The following is a 25,068-nucleotide window of genomic DNA, read 5'->3' on the forward strand; positions in this document are numbered from 1 at the left end:
ACACGATCTCAGCCTTGGTCGTCTCGATCTGCAGCAGTGAAATAGCCCCTTGATTCACCAGACACAGCCTATGCGTTATTCTTACGGATAGGAATAGGACTGTGCATATGACTAGGAACAAGCAAACAATCGAGGTGGTGACGGTGGGCCAGGAGCGCCGCAGGCGCTGGTCTGCCGAGGAAAAAGCGGCGCTGGTGCGCGAGACTTACGAGCCAGGCATGAACGTGTCGCTGGTCGCTCGCAAGCACGGCGTCGGTGCAAGCCAGTTGTTCAACTGGCGTAAGCTCGAACGGGAAGGCGCGCTAACGGCGGTCACTGCTGGCGAATCGGTGGTACCAGCGAGCGAACTGGCCGCTGCACGCGCGCAGATAGCCCAGTTGCAGCGCATGCTCGGCAAGAAGACGATGGAGGCGGAAATCCTGAAGGAGGCCGTCGAGTTTGCTCGCGAAAAAAAGTGGATTGCGCGCTCGCCCTTGTCGGGCAAGGACGACCAGTGAAGCCGGTCTGCTCTGCCCTTGGCGTAGCGCGCTCACACGTAGCCCAGTTGCTGGTTCGTCCCGCGGACTGGATCGACGGGCGTACCACTCAGACGTTCCACCAACCTACCGACGCCATCCTGGTCGACGCCGTGCGCGCCGAGATTACAGCGCTGCCGACCTATGGCTACCGCCGGGCTGGCGCTCTGGTCAACCGCACGCGCGCCTTGATGGGCTTGCCAGCAATCAATCACAAGCGGTTTTATCGCGTGATGAAGGCGAACAGTCTGCTGCTACCCAAGGCGCCGAAACGCCCAGTGAGCAGCCGCGTGCACAATGGCGCGGTGGCGGTGGACGAACCCAATCAGCGCTGGTGCTCGGACGGCTTCGAGATCGCCTGCGACAACGGCGAAGTGGTGACCGGTGTGTTCATGAAGGATTGCTGTGACCGAGAAATCATTGCCTGGCGTGCGTGGGCCGAACGTGGCCTGCCTGGCGAGCCCGTGCGCGACATGCTGGTGGAAGCGGTCGAGACAAGATTCGGCCAGGCCAGCGTCGGCTCGACCCGGCTGGAATTCTTGAGCGACAACGGCGGCGCCTATCGAGCCCATGAAACGCACGCGCTGGTGCGCGCACTTGGGATTGAACCGGTGCATACACCGGTATGCAGCCCGCAGTCGAACGGCATGGCCGAGAGCTTCGTGAACACGTTTAAACGGGACTACGTGAACTTGATGGACCGCAGCAGCGCAGAAATCGTTCTGGCTCAACTGCCAGACGCCTTTATGCACTTCAACGAGGTCCATCCGCATTCGTCGCTGAAATGGAAATCGCCTCGCATGTTCAGGAGGGAGCTGGCGCGCCGGGCTCAGGAAAGCGGCGCTAACTAAACGATTGGCTGTGTCTGGTTATATTGGGGCAAGATCACGTGGCACCCCGTACATTGTGAGCGCAGCAGATCCAAAAAACTGGCAAGAAATTCCTATCCGGCCCATCTTAGGCTATTGCGTTGCTGCAGACGAAGGTGTTTTGCTTTTATATGACTACACGAAAGTTATGGGGCTATGCGCGAATGGAAAAGCTTGGTCGACACGATCGTTTTCGTGGGACGGGCTCAGGTCAGTGCGCGTCGTCAACGGAGCAGTAGAAGGTGAAGGATGGGATGCGCCAACGTCCGCTTATGTGCCATTCCGCGTTGATATAAAGACAGGGGAAAGTACGGGTGGGGCCTCACCACCGCATTGAAATCAAGAGGGCCGGGGTCAGATACCGTCTTCGCATGGGGGGGCGGAGGGGGCGGGATCAGGTCCGCCTTTCGTACTCGGTCTCAACCTTTGCCATCTCGATCTACAGTAAGATGCGCATTATTAAATGCCGATACGGCCCGACTGACCGTCCTGCTCGACATGTGAAAAGCGGCGGCGATGTGGGACATGGTAAAAGCGGTTGACAGATAAGCGCGTGCCATTGTCTCGTCTCTGTCGCTATAGCGTGCGTGAGACTGCGCGCGTGACAGTGTGACAGCGCGGTGCTGCTGCCTTGGCGCATCTTTGAATGATTGGACCGCTGCGATTGCTAATGTGCCGAAATGAAGGCGTCATCGCCCAGAAGCAACTGGTGGCAGGTATGGGCGAGCGGACTAGTTTTCGCTCATCCCGGCCGCGACTAAGCGGCAACCATAGGTAAATCCGGTGAGGGTATTTTTGAGGGTATCGGTAACTGAATAGTTTGGAAAGCACTGAAAAATCAAACGCTTAACCATCTCATTGACCATCGAGTGGGAATGATTTGATGTCTAGCAACTGCTGGCACTGATAGGCAGGAGGCCACACCTAAGCCCTTGATTTCACGGGCTTTTTTGTTATTTTGTCTGGCACTGCCTGGCAACGATTGGCGCGCTTAAGCACTGTTTTTTTCATGGCGTTATTAATGGTATAATCTCACAACGATGCATGATCGGCGGTCGATACCATGCGATGCTTCCGGATTCTGTCATGGTATCAATTTCGTATAAAGTTCATTAAAATCAAGGACTTGTAAGAAATTTTCATCCGCTTTTTGATCATGGTATTTCAGCTCTTCATGACCAGATGCCATGCTGACCGATACCAAACTGCGCAATCTCAAGCGACAGGACAAACTCTACAAGGTGAACGACCGCGATGGCCTGTATGTGGCCGTCACGACTGCCGGCTCAATCTCGTTCCGTTATAACTATGTAATCAACGGCCGCCAGGAGACCGTTACCTTCGGCCGCTATGGCGTCGGCGGCATGACGCTGGCGGAGGCGCGCGAGAAGCTGGGCGAGGCAAAGAAACTGATCACGGCCGGAAAGTCCCCGGCGAAAGAAAAGGCGCGGAATAAGGCCCGCGTCAAGGACGCCGAGACAAGCGGCGGGATCAGCATCCGTGAAATCATGTACCTGAGTCCCGATATGCTCGCCACCAGAGGCAGACCGCGTTGGTCGATGAGCAGATGGGGCTTGCAGCCAAGCTTGCCCCGGTCGGTTGGATTGGGGCCGGTATGCTGTCCGCCGAGGGGTTTCTTTGGACGACGTTTTGTTTAGGCGTTCCAAGGCAGGCTTTTCCTGCCTCTTGCCTTCAATAAGATCAGGTTTAGGACAGCGCGGTTTAGCAAAAAGATGTGCAACAAAGGTTGGAAATGGAAGCTGGAGAGTCGCAGGCAAGACGCAAGCTTTGGACGGTACGGCAGGTAGGTGGATGATCTATTCGAAACGAAGAATAGCAGGCAATTGAGCGGCAAATTACCTGGACTTGCCTTTGTATCAGGGCAAGATTTCAAGTAAGCTGCCGCCCGACTGTACTTTAGCGGTTGAGGATTGCCTCAGTTGTCGCGCCGTTCTTCACTTCGACTGTTCGCACAACCAGGCCGCCTTGTTGATCAAGAAGGCCCAAACGCCGTGAATATTCATTATCCGAAATGGTTTCCCAATTCACATTACTGAGTACATAGTATTGACCTGGTGGAACTTCATTAAACTCAAAACGACCTTCACCATCAGTAGTTTTAGTTTTATCATAGGTCGAGTAGCGTGGATCCTGAGATACTGCTGCTGCCCGGCCTTCCATGAGTACCGCCTGGTACCACTGTTGCCTGTACTTTGTCACCGGTATTAAAAGTACTGCATTCCCGGCACCTTTTTTCACGGTGCCGCCCACTGTTTTCGCAAAGACTTGACCTTTTACAATACCGGTGCCACTTTTAGGAAGTGCATCATATTCAACGGCGTCAAATGGCAGCGGAGTGAAGCTTGGACGTTGAGGTGCCACGCAGCCTCCAAGTAGTGCTGCAAGGGATGCGACCAGTACAATTTTTGTAATTTTCATCAGTTTATTTTCACTAAGATAGGAGAATCAGCGTTGGGTGTTGCAGTTGACAGTACCGCACTTCAAATTGGCATGACGGAACCTCTTGAATTATTGCATAATTTCACTGACGGTTTTAGATCCTATGTTTAAATTTTAGAGATTTAAATCGATCGCGCGATATACCCAGCAATGATTGGTAATCCTCCATTTTTAGAGCGCTTTAGAAGTAGAGGTTAAGCGGCCATGGCAAGCTTCTGTTTTGGCGTGATGCCGTCAGGTGCCATGTCGCGTCAGCCGTGATCGCTATTGCTACTCCAGCACCAGCGCGCAAAGTCCCCCATCTGGCCGAGCGCACGAAGCAGATGACGGGCTATTTTATCGTAGCCAATTATGCCGTTATTGCTCTCAGAAGCAGATGCTCTGTTGCTTACTCGGGATAGGAAGGCCCGGCACGATCTCGTCGTAGGATCAGACAACGATATCAGCACCCACTTGGTGCTTGGCAGAAAGCCAAAGGTCTCAATACGATTTATCTACTTCTTATTTACGCAGAATTATGGTGCGGGAGAGGCCAAACCACTGGTGACAATTCATTCTGTGGTCCTGTTGGCGCCTCCAAGCGCATCTTTTGATTATTGTTTGACCAATATCAAGGATATCATTACCCTGATGAAATTACCTTCTCTTGCATGAATATCGTTGATCTATAAGACTGCATGTATAGGCTGGTAACACCCCATCTATCCCGCCATAGAGAAAGAACGCAGTATGGAGCATTCATTTGGTGGTTCCTGGACCTAGATTAAGTTCGACATGCTGCGCAGGTGTTCGTTTGCTCGCAGAATTGACCCACTCTGTTTGACGCGCCTTCCACTGCCTGGCAAACGCTGCCACGCGGTCGTATGACCCTGCATAGCCCAGCTCTTTCAGGTCCTCATGGATCTGCTTCAAATTGTGCCGCTGCTTACGCGGCTTCGTCATTTCGGCCTTGAGCCACCCGGATAGCTGCACCGAGTATTTGTCTAATCCGCTAACTGATCGCCGCTCCGCATAGGAGGGCTTAGTGGTTTCCGATCACAGATAGCGTCGGACGGTATTGCGTGATATATGCAGTCGCCTGGCGATTTCTCGTCAGGCAGACCGAGACGAGCATGGCAGCCTATCGTCTCACTCCTCTTTTTCAAAGATGCGGATCTTCGCGCCGCCCTGGTAGTCCTGCAGATCCGTTTCGCCATCGATGCGTATGTCGCCCTTCAATATCACCTCCACGCTGATATCGACTCTTTTGATGCGAAACGTTTCAATGTCGGTTGGGTGTATATCGATTTCCATGGAAATCGAGGCGCCTGGCGCGATCGTGGTGAATTTCGTCTTCAGCGCCGGATTGGCCAGGCCACGGCGGGCATAGGTAACGGCGCCGGTATCGGTGTCGATGAATTTGACGATCGGGCCCGACTTGCGCAGGTAGTCGAGCGGAAAACCGATATCGCGGCTGCCATCGTTGCGGATGGTGACCAGCACGTCGATCGGCTTGCGCTCATAGACGCAGCCAGCGTTGCCCAGGCATTGCAGGGAGATGGAGAGGGGCGCATGGGTGCTCGTCATGGTGTTTGCTTTCAATGGTAGTGCCATCAGCATGGCATAGATAAGGAGGCTCAGACAATATCGCATCGTATTTTCCTGCCAATTTTTTTGCTCAACAATTCCTGCGCTTCAATTGCGATATTCCAGCCGTGGCGTTTCAGGATCAGCGCGCCTTCCGCATACGACATGATCGATTGCGTCAGGTCTTGCGGCGAGGTGCCGTTGACGTGGCAAACAATGGGCGCGTCGAGTGTGCCGTCCGGCTTGAAATAGCGTACCGTTTCTTCGAACTCCGTGTACGAGTATTCGTCGGGCATGCCGACGCAATGTCCGAATTCATGCGCATACGTGGTCAGTTCCGTTGCCAGCGACACGTTCATGACGTCGCCGGTCACGTTTTCGCGGTCATAGCGCTTGTGGATCTGCAGCGTGTAGTGCTGATTCTCGTCAACCCAGAGGACGCGGAAAACCACGGGCAACACCTTTTGTCCGCATTGCGGATCATTGATTTCAAGCCGGAACTTGTTGTTCCAGTTGCCTTCGATGCCGGCCGTCGCGTTTTTCTGCGCCAGCGCCACCACGTAGGCGCGCTGCTTGACGCGCAGCGCCGCCGATTCCGTGCCCTTGTCGCTCTCTTCCAGCGCCTGTCCTGCAGCGTCCAGTACCGTGATGGCCTTGAAACGCACTTCCACCACCACCGGACCGTCCGATTTTGCCGGCACGTACAGCTTGAACCAGATCTTGTCCCTGTATTTGTGCGGCGTGCCGTCGTGCTGGTAAGGCTGGGCATAGCGGCCATACGAGGGGCCGGCGATTTCTTTTTCGTAGTCCGCGATCCAGCAGGCCGGCAGCTTGACCAGCACTTCCTTGCGGCGCTTGTTGTCCACCGGCGTGGTGCTGGAGTCGCCTGCCGGCTTGTATTTCGGTTCCGGCGGGGTGCTGGTTCTGGCTGCCGGCTGCCCTGGCGAACCTGGTACCGGCGCCGGCGCTGAAGAGGGGGCAGGGTCGGGTGCCGGTGCCGAACCCTGGCCGCCCATCGTTTTCAGCAGCTCGATCACCAGCGCCTCGGCGGCCGCCGCTGCAATCACATGCGTCAAGCCCTTTTCGTCGGTCATGCCGCTCTCATAGCTGCCATCTTCGCGCTTGATGCGGTAGGGCTGGCGCGGCATCGGTTCGCCCGTGTCGCGGTCGCGCAGCACAAAGCCTTCGTCGAACAGCTTGATGCGCGTGTCGGGCAGCGCCGGCAGCACGCCGGCCGCGCTGGCGGCGCCGTTGAGCACGTGCTGGCCGCCCTTGACCGTGAAGTTGCCGGGACAGGTAAACGTGATATTGCCGCCTTCAAGCGTGATCGACGATTGCCCGGCCTGCAGCGTGATCTTTTGATTGGCCTTGATGTCGATGCAGTCGTTGACCGAGAGTACGGTAATGGCCTTGTCGGCCAGGATTTCCAGTTGTCCCGTATGCGCCTGCAGCGATACGGGGCCGTTGGCGGCAATCGCCTGGATGCCGCCGGTGTGGCTAAACAAGCCATGCGCACTGGCCGACACGGACGAATAAGTGTGGCCGGCCGTCATGTGCAAGTCCGACTGCGTCGTCCAGTGCAGTTGCTGGGCGGCAAACAACACGGTCGAGCCTGGCGTGGCCCAGTTGATGCTGGCGGGCGCTTCCATCACGACCAGCGGCTGGCCGAATTTTTCCACCGGCTGGTCGGCAGCCAGCTTGCGCTCGCCCGCGCTGGCCTTCAGTGCCTCCTGTCCGCCCACGCTGGCCTGGTATTTGCCATCTTGCTGGGGATCGATCTGCTTGATCAGGTCCAGCTGGGCCTGTTTCGCGTCCTGGCTGAACAGGGCGGTTTGTTGTTGCGCGGCCTCGGCCAACGACTTGTTCAGTTCGGCCGCGCCTTTCAGCTGGGCCAACGCTTCCGTGGTGTCGAGCTGGGTAGATGCAATGCCCGCGCCAGTCTGTGCGCGGGCTGTGGTCGAGATGAGCACGCCTTCGCCGCCGCGCAGTACGGTCCAGGCGTCGGTGCGCAGTTCGAAGCCGCTGCCCCGGTAACTGCCGCGCTGCGCCGTGTTGGGTCCTTGCTGTACCAGGTAACCGAGGTTCAGCTGCGTGGCCGCGCTGCTCGTCGCCAGGCGGGTACGCAACTGGCCAGGCGTGTCGTCGATGACCCACTGGTTATAGCCGCCGCCATCGAAATTGTGGCTGTGAATGCCGGAAATGACGCCGGCGTGATTGACGTCCGAATCGACGCCGGCCGCATAGGGCGGCGTGTCGCTGCCGGTATAGAGCTGGGCCACTACCAGCGGACGGTCCATGTCGCCTTCGATGAAGTCGACCAGCACTTCGGTGCCGATGCGCGGCGTAAATTGTGAACCCCAGTTCGGGCCAGCCAAGGCTTCGGCAACGCGCACCCAGGTGCCTGACGCTTCGTTGCCGGGCGCGTTGCCCTGCTGATCCGTGTTGTGCGCCATGCCGCCGGGATTGGCGGCGGCGCCCCGTTGCCAGGCAAACTGGATGCGTATCTGATGGTCGCGCCCGGTGGTCGCCACGCTGTCGGGCAGGCCGACCACCAGCGCCGTTTGCGGCCCCAGCGCGCTGCTGGCCTGGCGCGCGGCGGTAGCGAGCGGCACGATGGCCACGCTGGTACGCGCGCAAGCGAAGGTATTGCGGTAGGTGCCCGCCTCGAGCTGGCCGGCGATCAGGCTGGCGACGTCGCCCAGGCTGGCCACTGTCGATAATTTCGACAGGAGCGTCGTCAGCGCGCCGCCGGCCGGCCCCAGGTTGTTGCGTGCCTCGTGCTCGACCCAGAGCACGGTGAACTGGTTGGCGCCACCGGCATACTGTTCGTGCTGCAGCAGCTCAAAGGCGTGGCCGGCCGCCATGCGCCGCACCGCGCCAGCGCCCGTGAACTGCTTGTTCTCCAGTTCCAGTGCCTGCAGCATGCGCAAGCCGTGCGGATCGGCGGCAGCACTGTCGGCATGGCGCCGTTCGCCGGACCCGTCGTACAGGGGCAGGGGTGGCAGCTCGCCCGCCTGCAGGCTCGAGCTGTGTTCGGCGGCCGGTGCCACCAGTTGCTGCGGGTCCCAGCTGCTGATGCCGACCGCATTGGCCCGCACCTGGCGCCGCGCGCTGAAGCTGTCGATGGCGTCATCGGTATCGCTGGCGCGCACGCCGTGAAAGCGCAGGCCAGCCACGCCCGGCGTCGGCGGCGCGGCTGCCTTGCTGTCGAAAATCACCAGCTTGTGCTTGGCCTGCTGTGCGTTCTGTTGTTCGCCTTGTTGCGCCGCGCCATCGTCCTGCTCGTGCTCGAAGCGCCAGCTCAGGCCTTCGAAAGCGAGCACGCGGGTCAGGAAGTCCAGGTCGCTTTCGCGGTATTGGGTCCAGACGGGGCGCGGTGCCAGTTCCTGGCTGACATCGAATTCGAAGCGCACCTGCGGATAGTCGGCGAGCAGCTCCGTGATGAGGTCGCGCGCATTCTTGTCCTGGAAGATATAGCTGTCGCGGCGCAAGCCCAGCAAGGCCAAGGCAGGCTCGAGGCGCAGCCGGTAGCGCGCCACGCCGCCGTCGGCGCCGGCAAAGCCGCAGTCGGTGCACAGTCCGTGCCAGGCGCGCCAGCTGCCGTCGGGCTGCAGCAGCTTGAGCGTGATTTCCTCACCGAGAAAGCTGGCAAGGTCCAGGCCCGCCGCCGTGCTCAAGGCATCGACCTCGAAGCGGAACAGCTCGTTGACCGCTTCGCGGCCCCTCATGCGCTCGGCCATCAGCGATTCGGGCAGGTTCGATGCCTGCGCCGTGGCCAGCGTGATCAGCCGCGCATGCTGCGACAGGCCGGTGCCGAACACGCCCTGAGGAGCTTCTGTCGTTGCCGGGCCGCTCATTACGGCAACGTGATGGTCAGGTTGGCCGTGCGCGGCGCCAGCTTGACGATATCGCTGTAGGCGTTCATCTGCTGTTCGGTGTTTTTGGCCAGCATGGTGCGCAGGCCCAGGTAGCCCAGTGCGCAGATCAGCGCGAATACCGAGCACAGCACCCAAAGCGGCACGTCGTTGCGCAACTTGTGCGCGATCTGGTCGGGGCGTTCCGCATGTGGCGCAAAGCCCGCCTTCTTGCCCTTCATCTGGGCGATCTCGTCACCCAGGCGGGCCGTCAGGTAGGCCAGTTTTTCCGAGCCTTCGAGGATGTAGCGACCCTGGAAACCCAGCAGCAGGCACATGTGGAACACTTCCAGCGCCTGCAGGTGCGCGCTGCCGCGCGCGCGCAGCGCTTCAAGCCGGATGAAGAAGTTCTCGCCGGCCAGCTGGTCGCCGAACAGCACCAGTTGCAGCGGGCGGCGCGCCCACTCGTCGCGGATGGCATAGGGCGAGCGCAGGATGATTTCATCGACAGCCGCGCAAAATGCATACTTGGCCGCATCGATATCATCAGCCGAGGCAGCATGTTTTTTCGCCGCGTGCCCGAACTCGTCGAGAAATTGCGTCATTTTTCTGATGAAGTCGGCATTGTCTTGCGGGCCGCTGCCGTTTTTCAGCATGAACAGCGCGTAGAAACCGTCGTACATCAGGTCCGTCAGCGTGTGTTCGGTACCCGGGCCGGCCGGTACGCTCGATGCGTAAGCGGCGGAGCCGCCGGACATCAGGGAGGGGGCGTTTGCATTCATCGTTTATCTTCAGGAAGTGATGGCGACAAGTTCAAGTTTCAGATCCCGCATGCCGGACGGAACGTAGATGGAAATCGACTGGGCCTGCAGCATGCGGTCGTACATCTGGCCCTTCGCCTCGATGGTGAAGTAATAGGTATCGGGCCGCACCGGCACGGCGGCCGGCACCTGCGGCGTGTGCTGCAGGCGCACGCCGGGCAGGGCCGACAGCACGAATTTTTCCACATCGTCGGGTGCGCCGATCTTGAAGCGCAGCGGCACCACGTCCACCAGTTCCACACCCGGCAAATCGGCCGAGACGCCCAGGTAAAACGCCGTCTTGTCGTCGATCTTGCCCGAATCGAGCTTGCCGTGATGGTAAGACGGCTTGACCTCGGTCAATGCAATGGCGAAATATTTTGAAGAGATCACCGTATCGAGCAGTTCGCGGATGATCGCGTGCAGGCGCGCGAACGACGGCCCGGGATCGGCATGCTGATAGGCCGGCAGGTCGGCCAGCGCATGGGTTTTCGAGAACGTCATCAGCGCGCCGGCCAGCGCCAGCAGTGCTTCGTACAGGCGTTCCGGGTGCAGCGCCGGATGATGGAAATAATGACTGAGCGAGGCGAACGCCGAACTGGCCGTGTGCAGCAGCCAGAACGAGGACATGTCGCCGGAGCGAAATTCGATCACATTCTTGCTCGGTTCGCGGTGGTGGCCGTACAGGGCGTTGACCTTTGCCTGCAGCGCATCGATCAGGCGGCGCAGTTGCAGGAACAGCAGCGGGGCGCTGCGGATCGACAGGCTAGGCGGTACGAACGACGGGTCCGGCTCGAAGCCGCCGGTCGACAGGCGACGCAGGCGCAGCAATGGAAAATTCACATACGAATCGCGCGGTTCCGATTCGGCCACCAGGCGCAGCGATTTTTGCAGGTAGGCCAGTTCGGCCTGCGCCGCATGGGTGTACAGGTCGGGCGTTTCCAGGTTGGCCTGACCGTAGCGCGCCGCACCGTTGGGCTGGTCGGGCGCGGCAAAGTTGCCGCCGAAATGCTTGAAGGCGGGCAGGGCGGCATAGAACGTGACGGTTTGCTGCGATTGCAGCAGCTTGCTCAGGTCCAGGGCCTCGGGCAACTCGTCGGCGCCGGGAGCGTTGTAGATTTCGCCGTCCTGGAACACCAGCGACAGTTCCAGCAGCCGCAGCGTGTTATTGCTCAGCGCATCGCGGTCGATCTGCACGTGGTTGACACCCCAGGCGTAGGGATGCAGCGCCTTGATGCTTTCGTGCAGGCGATGTTCATGGTACTGGTCTTGCTGCTGGAAGTGCTGGGGGCGCAGAAACAGACCTTCACCCCATAACAATTTGCTTGTAATGCTCATCGATTGCCCTTTTTTCCGAAGAAGTAAAAGCGCGGAGAACGCTGCCGCTCCCGGGTTATTTTGAAGCGCGATCGGCGCGTTGCCGGAGCGTCCGATCATTCAATCTTTGCAATAGGAAATTATGTGCTTTTTTCGCAACTGCAACAACATTAACATTATCTTGAAGAAAGGTGCGTACGGTACGTTTCCCGCATGGTGCCTGCCTTTGCGGCCGGTTGAAATGTGAGTTTTCGCGTATTTTCTATTGAACGGAGTCAATATTAAATCCATGTTAGTCTCGGCAAAAATACGAATTTAGCAACTATAAATTGCAAGTTTTTTAATGACCGCGCCATCTTTTTTTTGAGGGAAATCAGACCATGTCTCGCCAATTCACATTGCATTTTTTTGCCGCTGTTGCCTGCGCATTGACGCTCAGCGCCTGCAGCACCGCACCTGCGGTCAAGACGGCGGCGCCGCCGCCCTCGCTCGACGAACTGATGGCCAAGGCGACCCAGGCCGCCAGTTCGGGCAACAACGAAGCGGCCATGGGTTTGTGGAAACAAGCCGCCGTCGAATTTCCAGCCGATAAGCATCCATGGGTTCGCATGGCGCAGACCCGCTATGAGGCGGGCCAGTACGGCGACGCCATCATCAATGCCCAGGAAGTGCTGGTGCGCGACCCGGCTGACAAGCTGGCCAACAGCGTCATTGCGATCAGCGGACTGCGCCTGTCGACGCGTGCATTGGCCGACTTGAGCCGCCAGAACAATCTGTCCGGCCCGTTGCGCACCGAATCGCAGGACCTGGCCAAGCTGTTGCGCGAAAGCCTGGGCGAAACCGTGCTGGTACCGGCCCCGGCCGCAGCGCAGGTACGCGACAAGCCGCCGGTGCGTTCGCAGCGCAAGGGACAGAGCAAGACTGCTGACAGCAGTGCCAATCCCTTCGATGGTTTGAAGTGAAGCTGAAGCAGTAAGGCGATCTACCAGGGGCATCGCGGATGCCGCCCATTACTCGTGAAGGGATGTGTCATGTCAAAAAAAGAAAGTGTTCAAAAACGCCTGCAAAAGGTCCGGCCGCCACGCGTGCAGATGACGTATGACGTGGAAATCGGCGATGCGATTGAAAACAAGGAGCTGCCCTTCGTGATGGGCGTCGTGGGCGACTTCGGCGGCAATTCCGAAGTCGAGCAAAAACGGCTGAAGGACCGCAAGTTCATCGGCATCGACCGCGACAATTTCGACGAAGTGCTCAAGGGTGTCGAGCCGCGCGCCGCGTTTGGCGTAGCCAACGAGCTCAGCGATGAGGGCGGCCAGCTGCGCGTCGACCTGCGCTTCAAGTCGCTCAACGACTTCCGTCCCGAGGCGGTGGTGGAGCAGGTGGCACCGTTGCGCCGCCTGCTCGAGGCGCGTACCAAGCTGGCCGACCTGCGCAACAAGCTGGCCGGCAACGACAAACTGGAAGATATCCTGAACGACGTGCTCAACAGCACGGAGAAGCTGGCCCAGCTGGAACAACAATCCACCGCCAAGAAAGACTGATCCCATGTCCGCTCAACTGACCCCCGCGTCCGGCGCCGCCGCGACCACCGATATCGGCTTGCTCGACCAGATCGTCGAACAAAGCAAGGTTGCCAAATCCAGCGTCGAGCATGCGCGCGCCAAGGACCTGATTTCAGAACTGGTCAGCCAGGTGATGGAGGGCACCGTGGTGGTGTCGAACAACCTGGCGGCCACCATCGATGCGCGCGTTGCCGAGCTGGACAGACTGATTTCACGCCAGCTCAGCGTCATCATGCATGCGCCCGAATTCCAGAAGCTGGAAAGCAGCTGGACGGGCCTGCATCACCTGGTCGACAACACGCCCACCGGCACCAACCTGAAGATCAAGCTGCTCAACGCCACCAAGCGCGAGCTGGTGCGCGATTTCCAGAGCGCGCTGGAATTCGACCAGTCGACCATGTTCAAGAAAGTGTATGAGGAAGAGTTCGGCACTTTCGGCGGCGCTCCGTTCGGCGCGCTGCTGGGCGACTTCGAGTTTACGCGCCAGCCCGAGGACATGTATTTCCTCGAACAGATGTCGCATGTGGCCGCTGCGGCCCACGCACCCTTCATTTCGGCCGCATCGCCCGAACTGTTCGGTCTTGAAAGCTATGCCGACCTCGGCAAACCACGCGACCTGGCCAAGGTGTTCGACACGGTCGAATACGCGAAGTGGAAGTCGTTCCGCGAATCGGAAGATGCGCGCTACGTCGGCCTCACGCTGCCGCGCTACCTGGGGCGGCTGCCGTTCAACCCGGCCGATGGCGCCACCGTCGACGGTTTCAATTTCGTCGAGGACGTCGATGGCACCAACCACCAGAAATACCTGTGGTGCAATGCCGCCTATGCCTTCGGCGCCAAGCTGACGGCGGCTTTCGACGACTACGGCTGGTGCGCGGCGATCCGCGGCGTGGAAGGCGGCGGCCTGGTCGAAGACTTGCCGACGCATACCTTCAAGACCGACGAAGGCGAAGTGGCGCTGAAATGCCCGACCGAGATCGCGATTACCGACCGGCGCGAAAAAGAGTTGAGCGACCTGGGTTTCATTTCGCTGGTGCATTGCAAAAACACCGATTACGCGGCGTTCTTCGGCGCCCAGTCGGCGCAGAAGGCCAAGAAATACAACACCGATTCCGCCAATGCGAATGCGGTGCTGTCGTCGCAGCTGCAATACATCTTTGCCGTCTCGCGCATCGCCCATTACATGAAGGCGATGATGCGCGACAAGATCGGCAGCTTTGCCGCCGCGTCCAACGTCGAAGATTTCCTCAACCGCTGGCTGATGCAATACGTGCTGCTCGACGATAACGCCAGCCAGGAACAGAAGGCCCAGTTCCCGCTGCGCGAAGCGTCGGTGCAGGTGTCGGAAGTGCCGGGCCGTCCCGGCGTCTACCGCGCCATTTCCTTCCTGCGTCCCCATTTCCAGCTCGATGAGCTGTCCGTTTCACTCCGTTTGGTCGCGGAGCTGCCGCAATCGACCAAATCCTGATTTTTTCATCAACAACCGAAAGGAATGACATGGCAATCGACGTTTACTTGCAAATTGATGGTATCAAAGGCGAATCCACCGACACCTCCCATAAAGATTGGATCGAATGCAAGTCGGTCCAGTGGGAAGTGCTGCAGCCGAAGTCCGCCACCGCCTCGACCGGCGGCGGCCATACCGCCGAACGTACCGAGCACAAGGATATCGTGGTCGCCAAGCTGGCCGACCTCGCCACGCCTCTGCTGCTGCAAAATTGCTCATCCGGTAAAACGATCCCGAAAGCCAAGTTCGAATTCCTGCGTGCCGACGGCCAGGGCGAGCGCATCAAGTATTTCGAGATCGAGCTGGAAAACGTGCTGATCAGCAGCGTGGCGCCGTCCGTCGCCGCTGGCGACATCCTCGGCGAGAACGTGTCGATCAAGTATTCCAAGGTCAAGTGGAAATACACGCAGCAAAAAGTCGGTGGTGGCTCGGGCGGCAATACCTCTGGCGGTTGGGATCTGTCGGCCAACAAGACGATTTGATCGACAACGGCCCTTGCCGGATGACGCCGTTCCGGCTAGCCGCCGACGGTGACTCCGGCTTGTGCCCGCGTGACTGATGCTTCTGAATCAAAGGGCCGCCGCAGGCCGCCCTTTTGTTCCTTCCCACCGCCAACGACAGGATACCGATGAAGGGTTTTACGCCGGGGTTGTTCGACCGCCTGATGGACACGCCCGTCCAGGGCGCTTCCAGTAGCACCGTCTCGCGCCTGTCGCTGGAGGATTTGAAAGATACCGTGGCACGCGACCTGGAGGCGCTGCTCAACACGCGCACCGTGATACCGGAAGCGCTGCTGAAAAAATTTCCCGAATGCGGCCGTTCGATCGTCACCTACGGCCTCAATGATTTCGCAGGCCTGAGCTTGTCGAGTTCCGACGACCGCGCGTATATCTGCCAGTGCCTGGAAAAAGCCATCGCGCGCCATGAACCGCGCCTGCGCAGCGTGCGCGCTTCGCTGGAAATCCAGGAAGGCTCGATCAACCGCCTCAATTTCGCCATTACCGCGCTACTGGTGGTGCACTCGGCCCAGGAACCTGTCAACTTCGACGCCATCCTGCAGCCGTCCAGCCTGCATTACACGATCAGCAAGGCGCGCCGTACGGCGCAAGGAGCCTGAACTTGGAAGAATTATTGCCGTACTACGAACGTGAACTGGGTTTCCTGCGCCGCTATTCGCGCGAGTTTTCCGAGCGCTACCCGAAGATCGCGGGACGGCTGCTGATCGGCGGCGAAGTCTGCGAAGACCCGCATATCGAGCGCATGATCCAGTCCTTCGCGCTGCTCAATTCGCGCATCTCGAAACGCCTCGATGACGACTACCCGGAATTTACCGAGGCGCTGTTCGAGGTACTGTATCCGCATTACCTGCGGCCATTTCCTTCGTGCTCGATCGCGCGCCTCGACTACAGCGGCGCGGCGGCGCAGCTGACGGCCGCCACCGAGATCGCGCGCGGCACCGAGCTGGCGACACGCCCCGTCAAGGGCGTCGCATGCACCTTCCGCACCGCGTATCCGGTCACCGTGGCGCCGCTGGCGCTGACGCATGCGGCGTTTGCCGCCATCATCGACGCGCCCGAGCAGGTGCAACTGCCGCCAAACGCCACTTCCAGCGTCAGCATCGTCCTCGAAACGACCGCCGATCAGATCAGCCTGGCGCAACTGGGCGTCAAAAAGCTGCGCGTGTTCATCGACGGCGAGCCGTCGTTTTGCGCGGCGCTGCGCGACGCGCTGTTCATGCGCACGGTCAAGGCCTATGTGGAAGCGGACGACGGCGGCCGCTGGAACGCGCTGGCGCAGCTTCCCGTCAGCACCGCCGGCTATGCCGAGGACGATGCGCTGATCCCGTTTTCGGCCCGTTCGCATCCGGCCTACCGGCTGCTGACCGAATATTTCTGCTTTCCCGAAAAATTCAATTTTTTCGACATCGACCTGGCCGCGCTGTGCGCGCCGCTGCCGTCCGGCTGCCGGCGCATCACCTTGCACCTGGCCCTGGCCGGCCTGCGCACCGATTCGAATACGGCGCGCATGCTGGGCACCATGACGACCAATAACCTGCTGCTGGGCTGCACGCCGGTGGTCAACCTGTTCCGCCAGCGCGGCGAGCCGATCCGGCTGACGCACACGGCCGCCAGCTATCCGGTGCTGGCCGATGCGCGCCGCGCCTATGCCTTCGAGGTGCAGGCCATCGAATCGGTCAAGCTGGTGCGCCAGACGCCGCAAGGGGAGTCGATCACCGAATTTCGCCCGTTCTATTCGCTGCGCCACGGCCAGATGCCGGCCAAGGACGGGCATTACTGGGTGATGCGGCGCGATGACACCGTCAGCGAAAAAAGCCCCGGCTACGAGACCGAGATTTCCATCGTCGACATCGATTTCGACCCGGCCTCGATCGAAACCGATACCCTGAGCCTCGAGTTGAGCTGCACCAACCGCGACTTGCCGGCGCAACTCACCTATGGCCTGCGCGGCGGCGACCTGTTCCTGGAAGGCGGATCGAGCGTGCGCAGCATCCACTTCCTGCGCAAACCGACCGAATCGCACCGCTTCGAGCGGGGCCGCGGCGCGCACTGGCGCCTGATCTCGCACCTGTCGCTGAACCATCTGTCGCTGTCGGGCAGCGGCCTGGAAGCGTTCCAGGAGATGCTGACCCTGTATGACTTGCCCCGCTCGGCGGCCTCGCAACGGCAGATCAGCGGCATTGCCGCGATCGACCACAAGGCGGCCAACGCCTGGCTTCCCGGCAATCCCTTCGCCTGTCTGGTGCGCGGCCTGGAAGTGCGGCTGACGCTCGACGAGGAAGCTTTCGTGGGCAGCGGCATCCATGCGTTTGCACATATCGTCGAGTGTTTTCTCGGCCTGTACGTGCATGCCAACAGTTTCACGCAACTGGTGGTGCTGTCGAAAAAATCGGGAGAGGAGTTGTTGCGATGCAAACCACGCAGCGGCGATTTGAGCCTAGTGTAATCGAGCGCCTGTTCGCCGAGCCCTACCGCTTCCAGTACTTCCAGGCGGTGCGCATGCTCGAAATCTGGCTGGTTCGCAACGGCATGGCGCGCGAGGGCGCGGTGGCCAACTACCTGCGCTTTCAAAATTCGGTGTCGCTCAATTTCGCGCCCAGCCAGCTTGAAGCCGTGCAGGCCGAACCGCGCGAGCTGGGCGCCCTGGCGGCCGACATGCGCGCGCTGGGTGAGGCCGTGCGGGGCGGCGGACTGAAATACGTGCGCATCACGCCGGCCTTCATGGGCTTTCTCGGCGTGGCCGGCGCGCTGCCCGCCCATTACACGGAACGCATCGCCGCGCACCAGCTGTATGAAAAGGACGAAGGACCGCGTGCTTTTCTCGACACTTTTTCCAGCCGCGCGCTGGCGCTGTTCTACGAAGCGTGGCGCAAGTACCGCCTGGAACTCAAATACCAGCTCGATGGCAGGGACAAATTCCTGCCGCTGCTGCTGTCGCTGGCAGGCCTGGGCCATGCGTCGCTATGCCAGCGCCTGTACGACGATGGCGATGGCGTCCTCGACGAGTCGGTGGGATTTTTTGTCGCGGCCATGCGGCACCGGCCGCCATCGGCGGTGGCGATCGGCCAGGTATTGTCCGCGTATTTCGGCCAGAGCATCAAGGTGACCCAGTTTGTCGGCTGCTGGTACGACGTGCCGCGCGACCAGCAAAGCAGCCTCGGTGGCATGAACGCGATGCTGGGTTCGACGGCGCTGGTCGGCGCGCGCGTCTGGCAGCGCGATTTGCGCATGCGCCTGGTGGTCGGGCCGCTGGCGCGCGCCCATTTTGACGCCTTTTTGCCGGGCGGGGCGGCCGCGCGCGCGCTGGAAAAAATGCTCACCATGTTTACCGGCCTGTGCCTCGAATACGAAGTGCAGCTGGTGCTGCGCGCCGAGGATGTGCATGGCGTCACCCTGGAGCAGCCGCGCAGCGGCGGGCGGCTGGGCTGGGACAGTTTCCTGATCACCGCCGGCGCCGCGCAGGACCGTGGCGACGTGCGCTACGAATTGCATACGCTGGCATGAACCATCTTTCTTTTTTATCCGTTTCCACACAAGGACCTTTGCCCCATGAGCATCAACCTCAAGACGCTGATCAGCAAGCTCAATGACACCAGCCGTACCGCCGCCACCCGCGCCGCCGGCATTTGCGTCGGCCTCGGACAATACGAGGTCGACCTGGAACACCTGTTCCTGGCCCTGCTGGAACAGCCGGCCAGCGACTTTGCGCTGATCGCCCGCCACAGCGGCATCAGCGTCAGCATGCTCGAAGCGGACTTGCAGGCCGAAGTGGCGCGCCTGCAGACCGGCAATGCGCGCACCCCCGTGTTTTCGCCCCGGCTGCCGAAGCTGTTTGAAAACGCCTGGCTGATCGCGTCGCTCGACGTGCAGGCGGGCCGCCAGGCCAGCATCCGCAGTGCGCATCTGCTGCAGGCGCTGCTGACCGACCCTGAATTGGCGCAGCTGGCTTACCGGGGCTCGAAACTGTTCAACAAATTCAAGCTCGACGACTTGAAGCATAACCTCGACAAGATCACGCAAGGCTCGCAGGAGGCGGCAGGCGCTTCGGCTGCCGATGGCGAGGGCGGCGAGGGAGGAGGAGACCCCGTCGGCGAACTGGCAGGGCGCGCGGCCGCGTCGAAAACTCCGGCGCTGGACCAGTTCACCACCAACCTGACGGCGCGCGCGCGCGACGGCAAGGTCGATCCGGTGATCGGCCGCGATGCGGAGATCCGCCAGGCCATCGATATCCTGATGCGGCGGCGCCAGAACAACCCGATCCTGACGGGCGAGGCGGGCGTGGGCAAGACGGCCGTGGTCGAAGGGCTGGCCCTGCGCATCGCGCTGGACGACGTGCCCGATGTATTGAAGGGCGTCGAGATCCATACGCTGGACATGGGCCTGCTGCAGGCCGGCGCCAGCGTCAAGGGCGAGTTCGAGAACCGTCTGAAAAACGTCATCGACGAAGTCAAGAAAAGCCCGCACGCCATCATCCTGTTCATCGACGAAGCGCACACCATGATCGGCGCAGGCGGCACGGCCGGCCAGAACGACGCGGCCAACCTGCTCAAGCCGGCATTGGCGCGCGGCGAGCTGCGCACGATTGCCGCCACCACCTGGGGTGAATACAAGAAGTATTTTGAAAAGGACGCCGCGCTGGCGCGCCGCTTCCAGGTCGTCAAGATCGAGGAGCCGAGCGAGGAACTGGCCTGCGCCATGTTGCGCGGCATGGCGCCGCTGATGGAAAAGCATTTCAATGTGCGCATCTATGACGAAGCCATCACCGAAGCGGTAAGGCTGTCGCACCGCTACATCATGGGACGCCAGCTGCCCGACAAGGCCATCAGCGTGCTCGATACGGCCTGCGCCAAGGTGGCGCTGGGCCAGAACGCGACGCCGGCCCTGCTGGAAAACCTGGTCAAAAAACTCGACCGCATCGACGCCGAAGTCGCCACGCTCGAACGCGAGGAAAAGAGCGGCGGCAACCACCCGGTGCGTCTGAAAGACTTGCGTGAGCAGCGCAGCGCCGCCGCCGGCGAGCATGCGGCGCTGGCCGCGCGCTGGGAAAACGAAAAGACGCTGACCGGAAAGGTCAGGGCGGCGCGCCAGGACCTGGAAAGCGCCGGCGTCAAACCGGACGCCAGCCAGGCCGGCGATCTGCAGGCCCTGCTCAAGGACTTGCGCGCGCTGCAGGGCGAAACACCGATGGTGCCGGTGCAGGTCGACGGCCACGTGGTGGCGGAAATCGTCGCCGGCTGGACCGGCATCCCGCTGGGAAAAATGGTCAAGGATGAAATCCGCACGGTGCTCAAACTGAAGGACATGCTGGAAGAGCGCGTGCTGGGCCAGTCGCATGCGCTCGAAGCGGTGGCGCAGCGCGTGCGCACCTCGCGCGCCAACCTGGACGATCCGAACAAGCCGAAGGGCGTGTTCCTGTTCGTCGGCCCGTCCGGCGTGGGCAAGACGGAAACGGCGCTGGCGCTGGCCGATGTGCTGTATGGCGGCGAACGCAAGCTGATCACCATCAACATGAGCGAATATCAGGAAGCGCACAGCGTGTCAGGCCTGAAAGGCTCGCCGCCCGGCTATGTCGGCTATGGCGAAGGCGGCGTGCTGACCGAGGCCGTGCGGCGCAATCCGTACAGCGTGGTGCTGCTCGACGAAGTGGAAAAAGCCCACCCGGACGTGCTCGAACTGTTCTTCCAGGTCTTCGACAAGGGCGTGATGGAGGATGCCGAAGGGCGCGAGATCGACTTTAAAAACACCATCATCATTCTCACCTCGAACGTCGGCTCGAGCATCCTGATGCAGGCCTGCCTGAATGTGGCGGCGCCAGACCTGCCGGCGCCGGAGCAGCTGGAGGAAAAGCTTCGCTCGCAACTGATGAAAACCTTCAAGCCGGCCTTTTTGGGGCGCTTGAAAGTGATCCCGTTCTATCCGATCTCGGACGATGTGCTGGTCAATATCATCGGCCTGAAACTGGGCAAGATCGCCCAGCGCATCGCGGCCAATCACAAGGCCGAATTCAGCCACGACGAGGCGCTGGTCGAGGCCGTGCTGGCGCGCTGCACCGAAGTCGATTCGGGCGCGCGCAATGTCGACAATATCCTCAACGGCACGGTGCTGCCCGAGATCGCCGAGTCGGTGCTGGCCAAGATGGCCGAAGGCGCAGCGATTACGAAAATCAAGGTCAGCGCCAGCAAGCAGGGGCAGTTCAAGTACACCATCAAGTAGGCACTGCCGCCATGGTGCGTGGAGAGGAGGGGCGCAATCTGTTCACCCGGTTTCAATCGCGCTCCGGTGATATAAATTCCTCGCTACAATAATTGTTAAATATGCAAAATTTGGTAAACGACTGACGGGAAGCGCATGTCATCCACCTCGACCGACAAGATTGCTGACGCGCTGGCTGCTTTCACGAGCGCCACGCGGCTGTACGAGTTGACCTACGGCGAGGACGCGGACAGCGGCTTGCTGGTCGAAGCCTTTGCCGCCGACGAGCGGCTGCAGGAGGTCGGCGCGCGCGACATCATCGCCTTGTCCACCAGCGCCCATGTGGCGCTGGCGTCCCTGCTGGGCCAGCCGGCCAGTCTGCACGTCAGCCTGGCGGACGGCACGCGCACCCCATTTTCCGGCTATATCAGCGCCGCCGCCACGCTGGGCAGCAATGGCGGCCTGGCGCGCTACCGGCTGCGCATCACCCCATGGCTGTGGTTGCTGACCCAGGCGCGCAACAGCCGCGTCTGGCAAGACCGCAGCGTGACGGCCATCGTCGACGAGGTCTTGCAGGCGTATGCGCCATACGCGCTGTGGCGCTGGAGCGACGAGGTGGCGTCATTCATGCAGGAAGCGGGCGAGCGCAGCTATTGCTGCCAGTACCGCGAATCGGACTACGATTTCGTGCGGCGCCTGCTGACGGAAGAAGGGCTGGCCTGGCGGTTTGACGGTCAGGCCATGATCGTCTTTGCCGACAGCAGCCAGGTGTGCGCCACGCCCGAGGACGCTAGCAGTGCGCAAGGCGGCGGCTTGCGCTTTCATGGCGCCCGCGTCGGCGAGCCGGGCGACAGCGTGCAGGCCTTGAGCGCGCGGCGCAGCCTGCAGGTGGGCCTGAGCAGCGTACTCAGCTATGACTACAAGGCGAAAAAGGCCGTGGCCGCCAGCGTGCCGACCAACACGGCGCTCGGCGGCAAGAATGCGCCTATGCTGGAAAGCTACGATACGCCGGGTCAGTACTGGTACGCCAGCGCCGCCCAGGCGCAGCGCTACGCGCAGTTGCAGATGCAGGCGCATGAAGCGCGCGCCCAGCTGTGGCAAGCGAGCTCGACCGTGCGCACCCTGCGCGCCGGCACGCGCTTTACCCTGACGCAGGGGCCATTGCCGCCCGCCGATGGCGCCGCGTCCGAATATGTCGTGCTGCGCGTGGCCAGCATCGGCGTCAACAACCTGCCGGCGCCGGCACTGGAGGGATTGGCGGAACTGTTCGGCCCGATACCGGAATTGCTGGAGGAAACCGTGGCGCAGTGGGGCGACGGTTTTCCCGATGTCGCCGCCGCGATCGCGCAGGCACAAGCCAGCGGTTACGCCAACTGCATCGAGATGATCAGCGCAAGCACGCCGTGGCGTCCGCTGCAGGATGGCAACGATGCGCGCCAGCACGCCACGCCGACGGCCCTGGGCAGTCAGAGCGCCATCGTCGTGGGAGCCGATGGCCAGGACGCGGCCAGCGGCGCCGATGAAATCTATTGCGACAAGCTGGGCCGGGTGCGCATCCGCTTTCACTGGCAACAGGAAACGGCTGCGACCTGCTGGGTGCGCGTGGCGCAGCGCGCGGCCGGCGGCGGCATGGGCAGCCAGTTCCTGCCGCGCATCGGCCAGGAAGTGCTGGTGCAATTTTTGGAAAACGATATCGACCGGCCCGTCATCGTCGGCGCGCTGTACAACGGCCAGGGCGAGGGCGGAAGCAAACCGACCCCGGGCGGTGTTGGCGGCGAGCCTGGCGACGCCGGCGTGTTCCAGCCCGCACACGATCACGCTGTGGCGGGCCAGGGCAATCTGGCGGGCGGCAACAGTCCCTTGTGGCATGGCGCCGCCGGAGCCAGTGCGGCGCACCGCAATGCCGGCGCGCAATGGGGCATCCGCAGCAAGGAGTTCGGCAAGGCGGGAGGAGCGGCGGGCTACAACCAGCTGTTGTTCGACGACACGGACAGCCAGGGCCGGGTACAGCTGAAAAGCAGCCATGCGGCCAGCGAACTCACTCTTGGCCACTTGATCCACGGCGCCGACAATTACCGGGGCAGCCTGCGCGGCGCGGGCGCCGAATTGCGCACCGATGCGTATGGCGCGGTGCGGGCCAAGGCGGGCTTGCTGGTGAGCAGCTATGTGCTCAGGCACGAGGCCGCGCAACGCGAGCCGGCCGGCGACAATGCCGGTGGCATGGCATTGTTGAAGCAGGCTGTACTGCTGGGCGACACCTTCAGCCAGGCCGCACAAACGCATCAAACGGTGGCCTACGCCAGCCATGTCGGCGCCAGCGCCGCCAATGCCAGCGAACTTGACGAGCAGGCGGCGCCCCTGAAAGCCATGCAGGCCAGCGTGGCGGGCATGCACGAACAACTGCCGCACACCAAGGACTCGCTGATCGCGATTGCCGCCCGGGCCGATCTGGGGCTGATCGCCGGCCAAGACCTGCAGCTGGCCAATGGTGAAAGCGTCATCCTGATGAGCGGACAGGACACGCAATGGAGCAGCGGTGGCCAGTGGCGATTGCACACGGGCCAGGCCATCGGCATGCTGGGCGGCGCGATGAAGGCCGGGGAGGGTGATGCCGGGGTGCAGCTGATCGCCGCCCAGGGCACCATCGACGTGCAGGCGCAAGGCGACACCTTGCGGCTCCAGGCGCGCGACGAGGTCAACGTCATCAGCGCCAACGCGCATGTCGACTGGGCAGCGCTGAAAAGCATCCGTTTGTCGACGGCGGGCGGTGCCAACATCACGATCGAAGGCGGCAACATCACGATCCAGTGTCCGGGCAAGATCACCGTATTTGCAGGCAAGAAGAGTTTTATCGGCCCCACGCGCGCGCCGTATGTGATGCCGCCGCTGCCATCGAGCACGTGTAAAAGCTGCATTTTGAGCGCCATGCAACAGGGTGCAGCGGGAGTACTGCGGTGACGCCCGGCAGCGTTTCGGCATTGCACGGCTGGGTCCGGGCCAGTCTTGGGCGGCAACGCCTGCCTTATTTGCTGCTCGACAGTGCGCAGGCCGAAAACAGTCACCTGACGCTGCAGCGCTGGAAAGTGCCGTATGCCTCGCTGTTCGAGGAAACCCATGAAGCGAGCCTGCCCGAGATCGCGCCGCTGCTGATATCGCTGTCCGGCCTTGCGCCCGCCATGCTGGAGAAAGTCTGCGACTGGGCCGAAAAGCTCGGTTACGGCGCGCCTTGCCTGAGCTGGATGGAAAGTCCGTGGCCCTTGCCCGAACTGGCGCGCCATTTGCGCCAGTTTCACGCCGTCGGCCTGAGCGACGAGCAGCAGATGATGCTGCGCTGGTACGACACGCGCATCCTGCCCGTCTGGCTGGCCTGCCTGGAGCCGCTACAGCGCGAGCAGTTTGTAGCTGGGTTGTTGAGCTTGCAGTACATCAACCGTTTTGGTGACGTTGCCGTCCTGCTCGATGTCGACACCGCCGGTGCTGCGCCGGACGTTGCGCTGATGGGCTCGCCGCTCATCCACCTGGACGATGCGCAATACGGCATGCTGGTCGATGCCGGTGACGCCGATACGCTGATCAGTCATTTACGGCGGGTGATCACGGACGAAACCAACGATACCCCGCCCCGGCTGCTGTACGAATTCGTTGCCCGCTACCAGCAGCGCGCCCTGGCCGCCGGCATCGACGACCTGGACCGCCAGACGCAATACCTGCTGCTGGCCCTGTACACCTCCGGCGCCGGCATCGAACACCCCGATTTCATCGCCCTCATGCAAGACCCACCCACCTCTATCGAAAGTTTCTATGAAGCCATGCAAGCCTTGTCCGACGACGTATGGGAAGCCGGTCCGCCCTTGTGGGGCATTCAACTTGAAGCTTGACCGGCTCCCGGCGCTGGCACTGTGCCTGAG

General features: G+C 61.3%; 17 protein-coding genes and 2 pseudogenes. 12 read left to right on the forward strand and 7 right to left on the reverse strand.

Going from position 1 to position 25,068, the window contains the following annotated elements; all coding sequences use genetic code 11:
* The first annotated feature begins 107 nt into the window (after positions 1–107).
* Both AC4BCN_RS13460 and AC4BCN_RS13465 read left to right on the forward strand, forming a co-directional pair.
* A protein-coding gene (locus AC4BCN_RS13460) for an IS3 family transposase (protein ID WP_338679941.1) occupies positions 108–1,366 on the forward strand; the annotation gives its coding sequence in 2 pieces (ribosomal slippage) (positions 108–447 and positions 447–1,366; 1,260 coding nt in all).
* A 1,205-nt stretch (positions 1,367–2,571) separates the two neighbouring features.
* A pseudogene (locus AC4BCN_RS13465) lies at positions 2,572–2,871 on the forward strand (Arm DNA-binding domain-containing protein); the annotation flags it as partial.
* Positions 2,872–2,903: 32 nt separating this feature from the next.
* Here AC4BCN_RS13465 and AC4BCN_RS13470 read toward each other — a convergent pair.
* The 7 genes and pseudogenes from AC4BCN_RS13470 to tssK all read right to left on the reverse strand — a co-directional run.
* Positions 2,904–3,029 (reverse strand): annotated as a pseudogene (locus tag AC4BCN_RS13470) (IS5/IS1182 family transposase); the annotation flags it as partial.
* Positions 3,030–3,301: 272 nt separating this feature from the next.
* Positions 3,302–3,823: a hypothetical protein gene (locus AC4BCN_RS13475; RefSeq protein WP_139143435.1), complete on the reverse strand. Its 522-nt coding sequence runs from the start codon at positions 3,821–3,823 to the stop codon at positions 3,302–3,304.
* A gap of 759 nt (positions 3,824–4,582) precedes the next feature.
* Positions 4,583–4,816, reverse strand: a complete 234-nt coding sequence (locus AC4BCN_RS13480) for a hypothetical protein (RefSeq protein WP_490493513.1) — start codon at positions 4,814–4,816, stop codon at positions 4,583–4,585.
* Positions 4,817–4,972: 156 nt separating this feature from the next.
* Positions 4,973–5,410, reverse strand: a complete 438-nt coding sequence (locus AC4BCN_RS13485; protein ID WP_319993063.1) for a hypothetical protein — start codon at positions 5,408–5,410, stop codon at positions 4,973–4,975.
* 50 nt (positions 5,411–5,460) lie between these two features.
* Complete coding sequence (locus AC4BCN_RS13490; RefSeq protein ID WP_338682088.1) at positions 5,461–9,267, reverse strand: type VI secretion system tip protein TssI/VgrG; 3,807 nt, start codon at positions 9,265–9,267, stop codon at positions 5,461–5,463.
* Positions 9,267–10,046: a type IVB secretion system protein IcmH/DotU gene (gene icmH / locus AC4BCN_RS13495; protein WP_070304023.1), complete on the reverse strand. Its 780-nt coding sequence runs from the start codon at positions 10,044–10,046 to the stop codon at positions 9,267–9,269. The genes AC4BCN_RS13490 and icmH overlap by 1 nt, the downstream gene beginning before the upstream one ends.
* 9 nt (positions 10,047–10,055) lie before the next feature.
* Positions 10,056–11,402 (reverse strand): type VI secretion system baseplate subunit TssK, encoded by a 1,347-nt coding sequence (gene tssK / locus AC4BCN_RS13500; protein WP_034752199.1) that lies wholly within the window; start codon positions 11,400–11,402, stop codon positions 10,056–10,058.
* A 359-nt stretch (positions 11,403–11,761) separates the two neighbouring features.
* Here tssK and AC4BCN_RS13505 point away from each other — a divergent pair, with 359 nt between their 5' ends.
* The 10 genes from AC4BCN_RS13505 to AC4BCN_RS13550 all read left to right on the forward strand — a co-directional run bounded on the left by AC4BCN_RS13505 (position 11,762) and on the right by AC4BCN_RS13550 (position 25,038).
* A complete protein-coding gene (locus AC4BCN_RS13505) occupies positions 11,762–12,343 on the forward strand; it encodes a tetratricopeptide repeat protein (RefSeq protein WP_338682089.1) in 582 nt (193 codons plus the stop codon).
* A gap of 69 nt (positions 12,344–12,412) precedes the next feature.
* Positions 12,413–12,922, forward strand: coding sequence for a type VI secretion system contractile sheath small subunit (tssB, locus tag AC4BCN_RS13510; RefSeq protein ID WP_034752195.1), 510 nt, complete (start codon positions 12,413–12,415; stop codon positions 12,920–12,922).
* Positions 12,923–12,926: 4 nt separating this feature from the next.
* Complete coding sequence (gene tssC, locus AC4BCN_RS13515) at positions 12,927–14,411, forward strand: type VI secretion system contractile sheath large subunit (protein WP_034752193.1); 1,485 nt, start codon at positions 12,927–12,929, stop codon at positions 14,409–14,411.
* Between the two features lie 29 nt (positions 14,412–14,440).
* Positions 14,441–14,932, forward strand: a complete 492-nt coding sequence (locus AC4BCN_RS13520) for an Hcp family type VI secretion system effector (protein ID WP_034752191.1) — start codon at positions 14,441–14,443, stop codon at positions 14,930–14,932.
* 146 nt (positions 14,933–15,078) lie between these two features.
* Positions 15,079–15,567 carry a type VI secretion system baseplate subunit TssE gene (tssE, locus tag AC4BCN_RS13525; RefSeq protein ID WP_034752188.1) on the forward strand — a complete coding sequence of 163 codons (489 nt, stop codon included), beginning with the start codon at positions 15,079–15,081 and terminating at the stop codon, positions 15,565–15,567.
* Between the two features lie 2 nt (positions 15,568–15,569).
* Positions 15,570–17,414, forward strand: a complete 1,845-nt coding sequence (gene tssF, locus AC4BCN_RS13530) for a type VI secretion system baseplate subunit TssF (RefSeq protein WP_338682090.1) — start codon at positions 15,570–15,572, stop codon at positions 17,412–17,414.
* Entirely contained in the window at positions 17,378–18,472 is a 1,095-nt protein-coding gene (tssG, locus tag AC4BCN_RS13535; protein WP_072453894.1) for a type VI secretion system baseplate subunit TssG, read from the forward strand. Before tssF ends, tssG begins: the two co-directional genes overlap by 37 nt.
* A gap of 45 nt (positions 18,473–18,517) precedes the next feature.
* Positions 18,518–21,181 (forward strand): type VI secretion system ATPase TssH, encoded by a 2,664-nt coding sequence (gene tssH, locus AC4BCN_RS13540; RefSeq protein WP_338682093.1) that lies wholly within the window; start codon positions 18,518–18,520, stop codon positions 21,179–21,181.
* Between the two features lie 135 nt (positions 21,182–21,316).
* Positions 21,317–24,118: a type VI secretion system Vgr family protein gene (locus AC4BCN_RS13545; RefSeq protein ID WP_338682095.1), complete on the forward strand. Its 2,802-nt coding sequence runs from the start codon at positions 21,317–21,319 to the stop codon at positions 24,116–24,118.
* Positions 24,115–25,038: a DUF4123 domain-containing protein gene (locus tag AC4BCN_RS13550; protein ID WP_219330390.1), complete on the forward strand. Its 924-nt coding sequence runs from the start codon at positions 24,115–24,117 to the stop codon at positions 25,036–25,038. Before AC4BCN_RS13545 ends, AC4BCN_RS13550 begins: the two co-directional genes overlap by 4 nt.
* The last annotated feature ends 30 nt before the right edge of the window (positions 25,039–25,068 follow it).

The sequence above is a fragment of the Janthinobacterium sp. Bl 1 genome (genome assembly GCF_058215535.1).

What these genes read in the sequence shown, in the direction of transcription:
- AC4BCN_RS13505 (WP_338682089.1), top strand. Translation starts at nt 11,762, where the DNA reads ATGTCTCGCCAATTCACATTGCATTTTTTTGCCGCTGTTGCCTGCGCA.
- tssE (WP_034752188.1), top strand. Translation starts at nt 15,079, where the DNA reads ATGAAGGGTTTTACGCCGGGGTTGTTCGACCGCCTGATGGACACGCCC.
- tssC (WP_034752193.1), top strand. Translation starts at nt 12,927, where the DNA reads ATGTCCGCTCAACTGACCCCCGCGTCCGGCGCCGCCGCGACCACCGAT.
- tssB (WP_034752195.1), top strand. Translation starts at nt 12,413, where the DNA reads ATGTCAAAAAAAGAAAGTGTTCAAAAACGCCTGCAAAAGGTCCGGCCG.
- AC4BCN_RS13485 (WP_319993063.1), bottom strand. Translation starts at nt 5,410, where the DNA reads ATGACGAGCACCCATGCGCCCCTCTCCATCTCCCTGCAATGCCTGGGC.
- tssH (WP_338682093.1), top strand. Translation starts at nt 18,518, where the DNA reads ATGAGCATCAACCTCAAGACGCTGATCAGCAAGCTCAATGACACCAGC.
- AC4BCN_RS13475 (WP_139143435.1), bottom strand. Translation starts at nt 3,823, where the DNA reads ATGAAAATTACAAAAATTGTACTGGTCGCATCCCTTGCAGCACTACTT.
- tssK (WP_034752199.1), bottom strand. Translation starts at nt 11,402, where the DNA reads ATGAGCATTACAAGCAAATTGTTATGGGGTGAAGGTCTGTTTCTGCGC.
- icmH (WP_070304023.1), bottom strand. Translation starts at nt 10,046, where the DNA reads ATGAATGCAAACGCCCCCTCCCTGATGTCCGGCGGCTCCGCCGCTTAC.
- tssG (WP_072453894.1), top strand. Translation starts at nt 17,378, where the DNA reads ATGCAAACCACGCAGCGGCGATTTGAGCCTAGTGTAATCGAGCGCCTG.
- AC4BCN_RS13520 (WP_034752191.1), top strand. Translation starts at nt 14,441, where the DNA reads ATGGCAATCGACGTTTACTTGCAAATTGATGGTATCAAAGGCGAATCC.
- AC4BCN_RS13545 (WP_338682095.1), top strand. Translation starts at nt 21,317, where the DNA reads ATGTCATCCACCTCGACCGACAAGATTGCTGACGCGCTGGCTGCTTTC.
- AC4BCN_RS13490 (WP_338682088.1), bottom strand. Translation starts at nt 9,267, where the DNA reads ATGAGCGGCCCGGCAACGACAGAAGCTCCTCAGGGCGTGTTCGGCACC.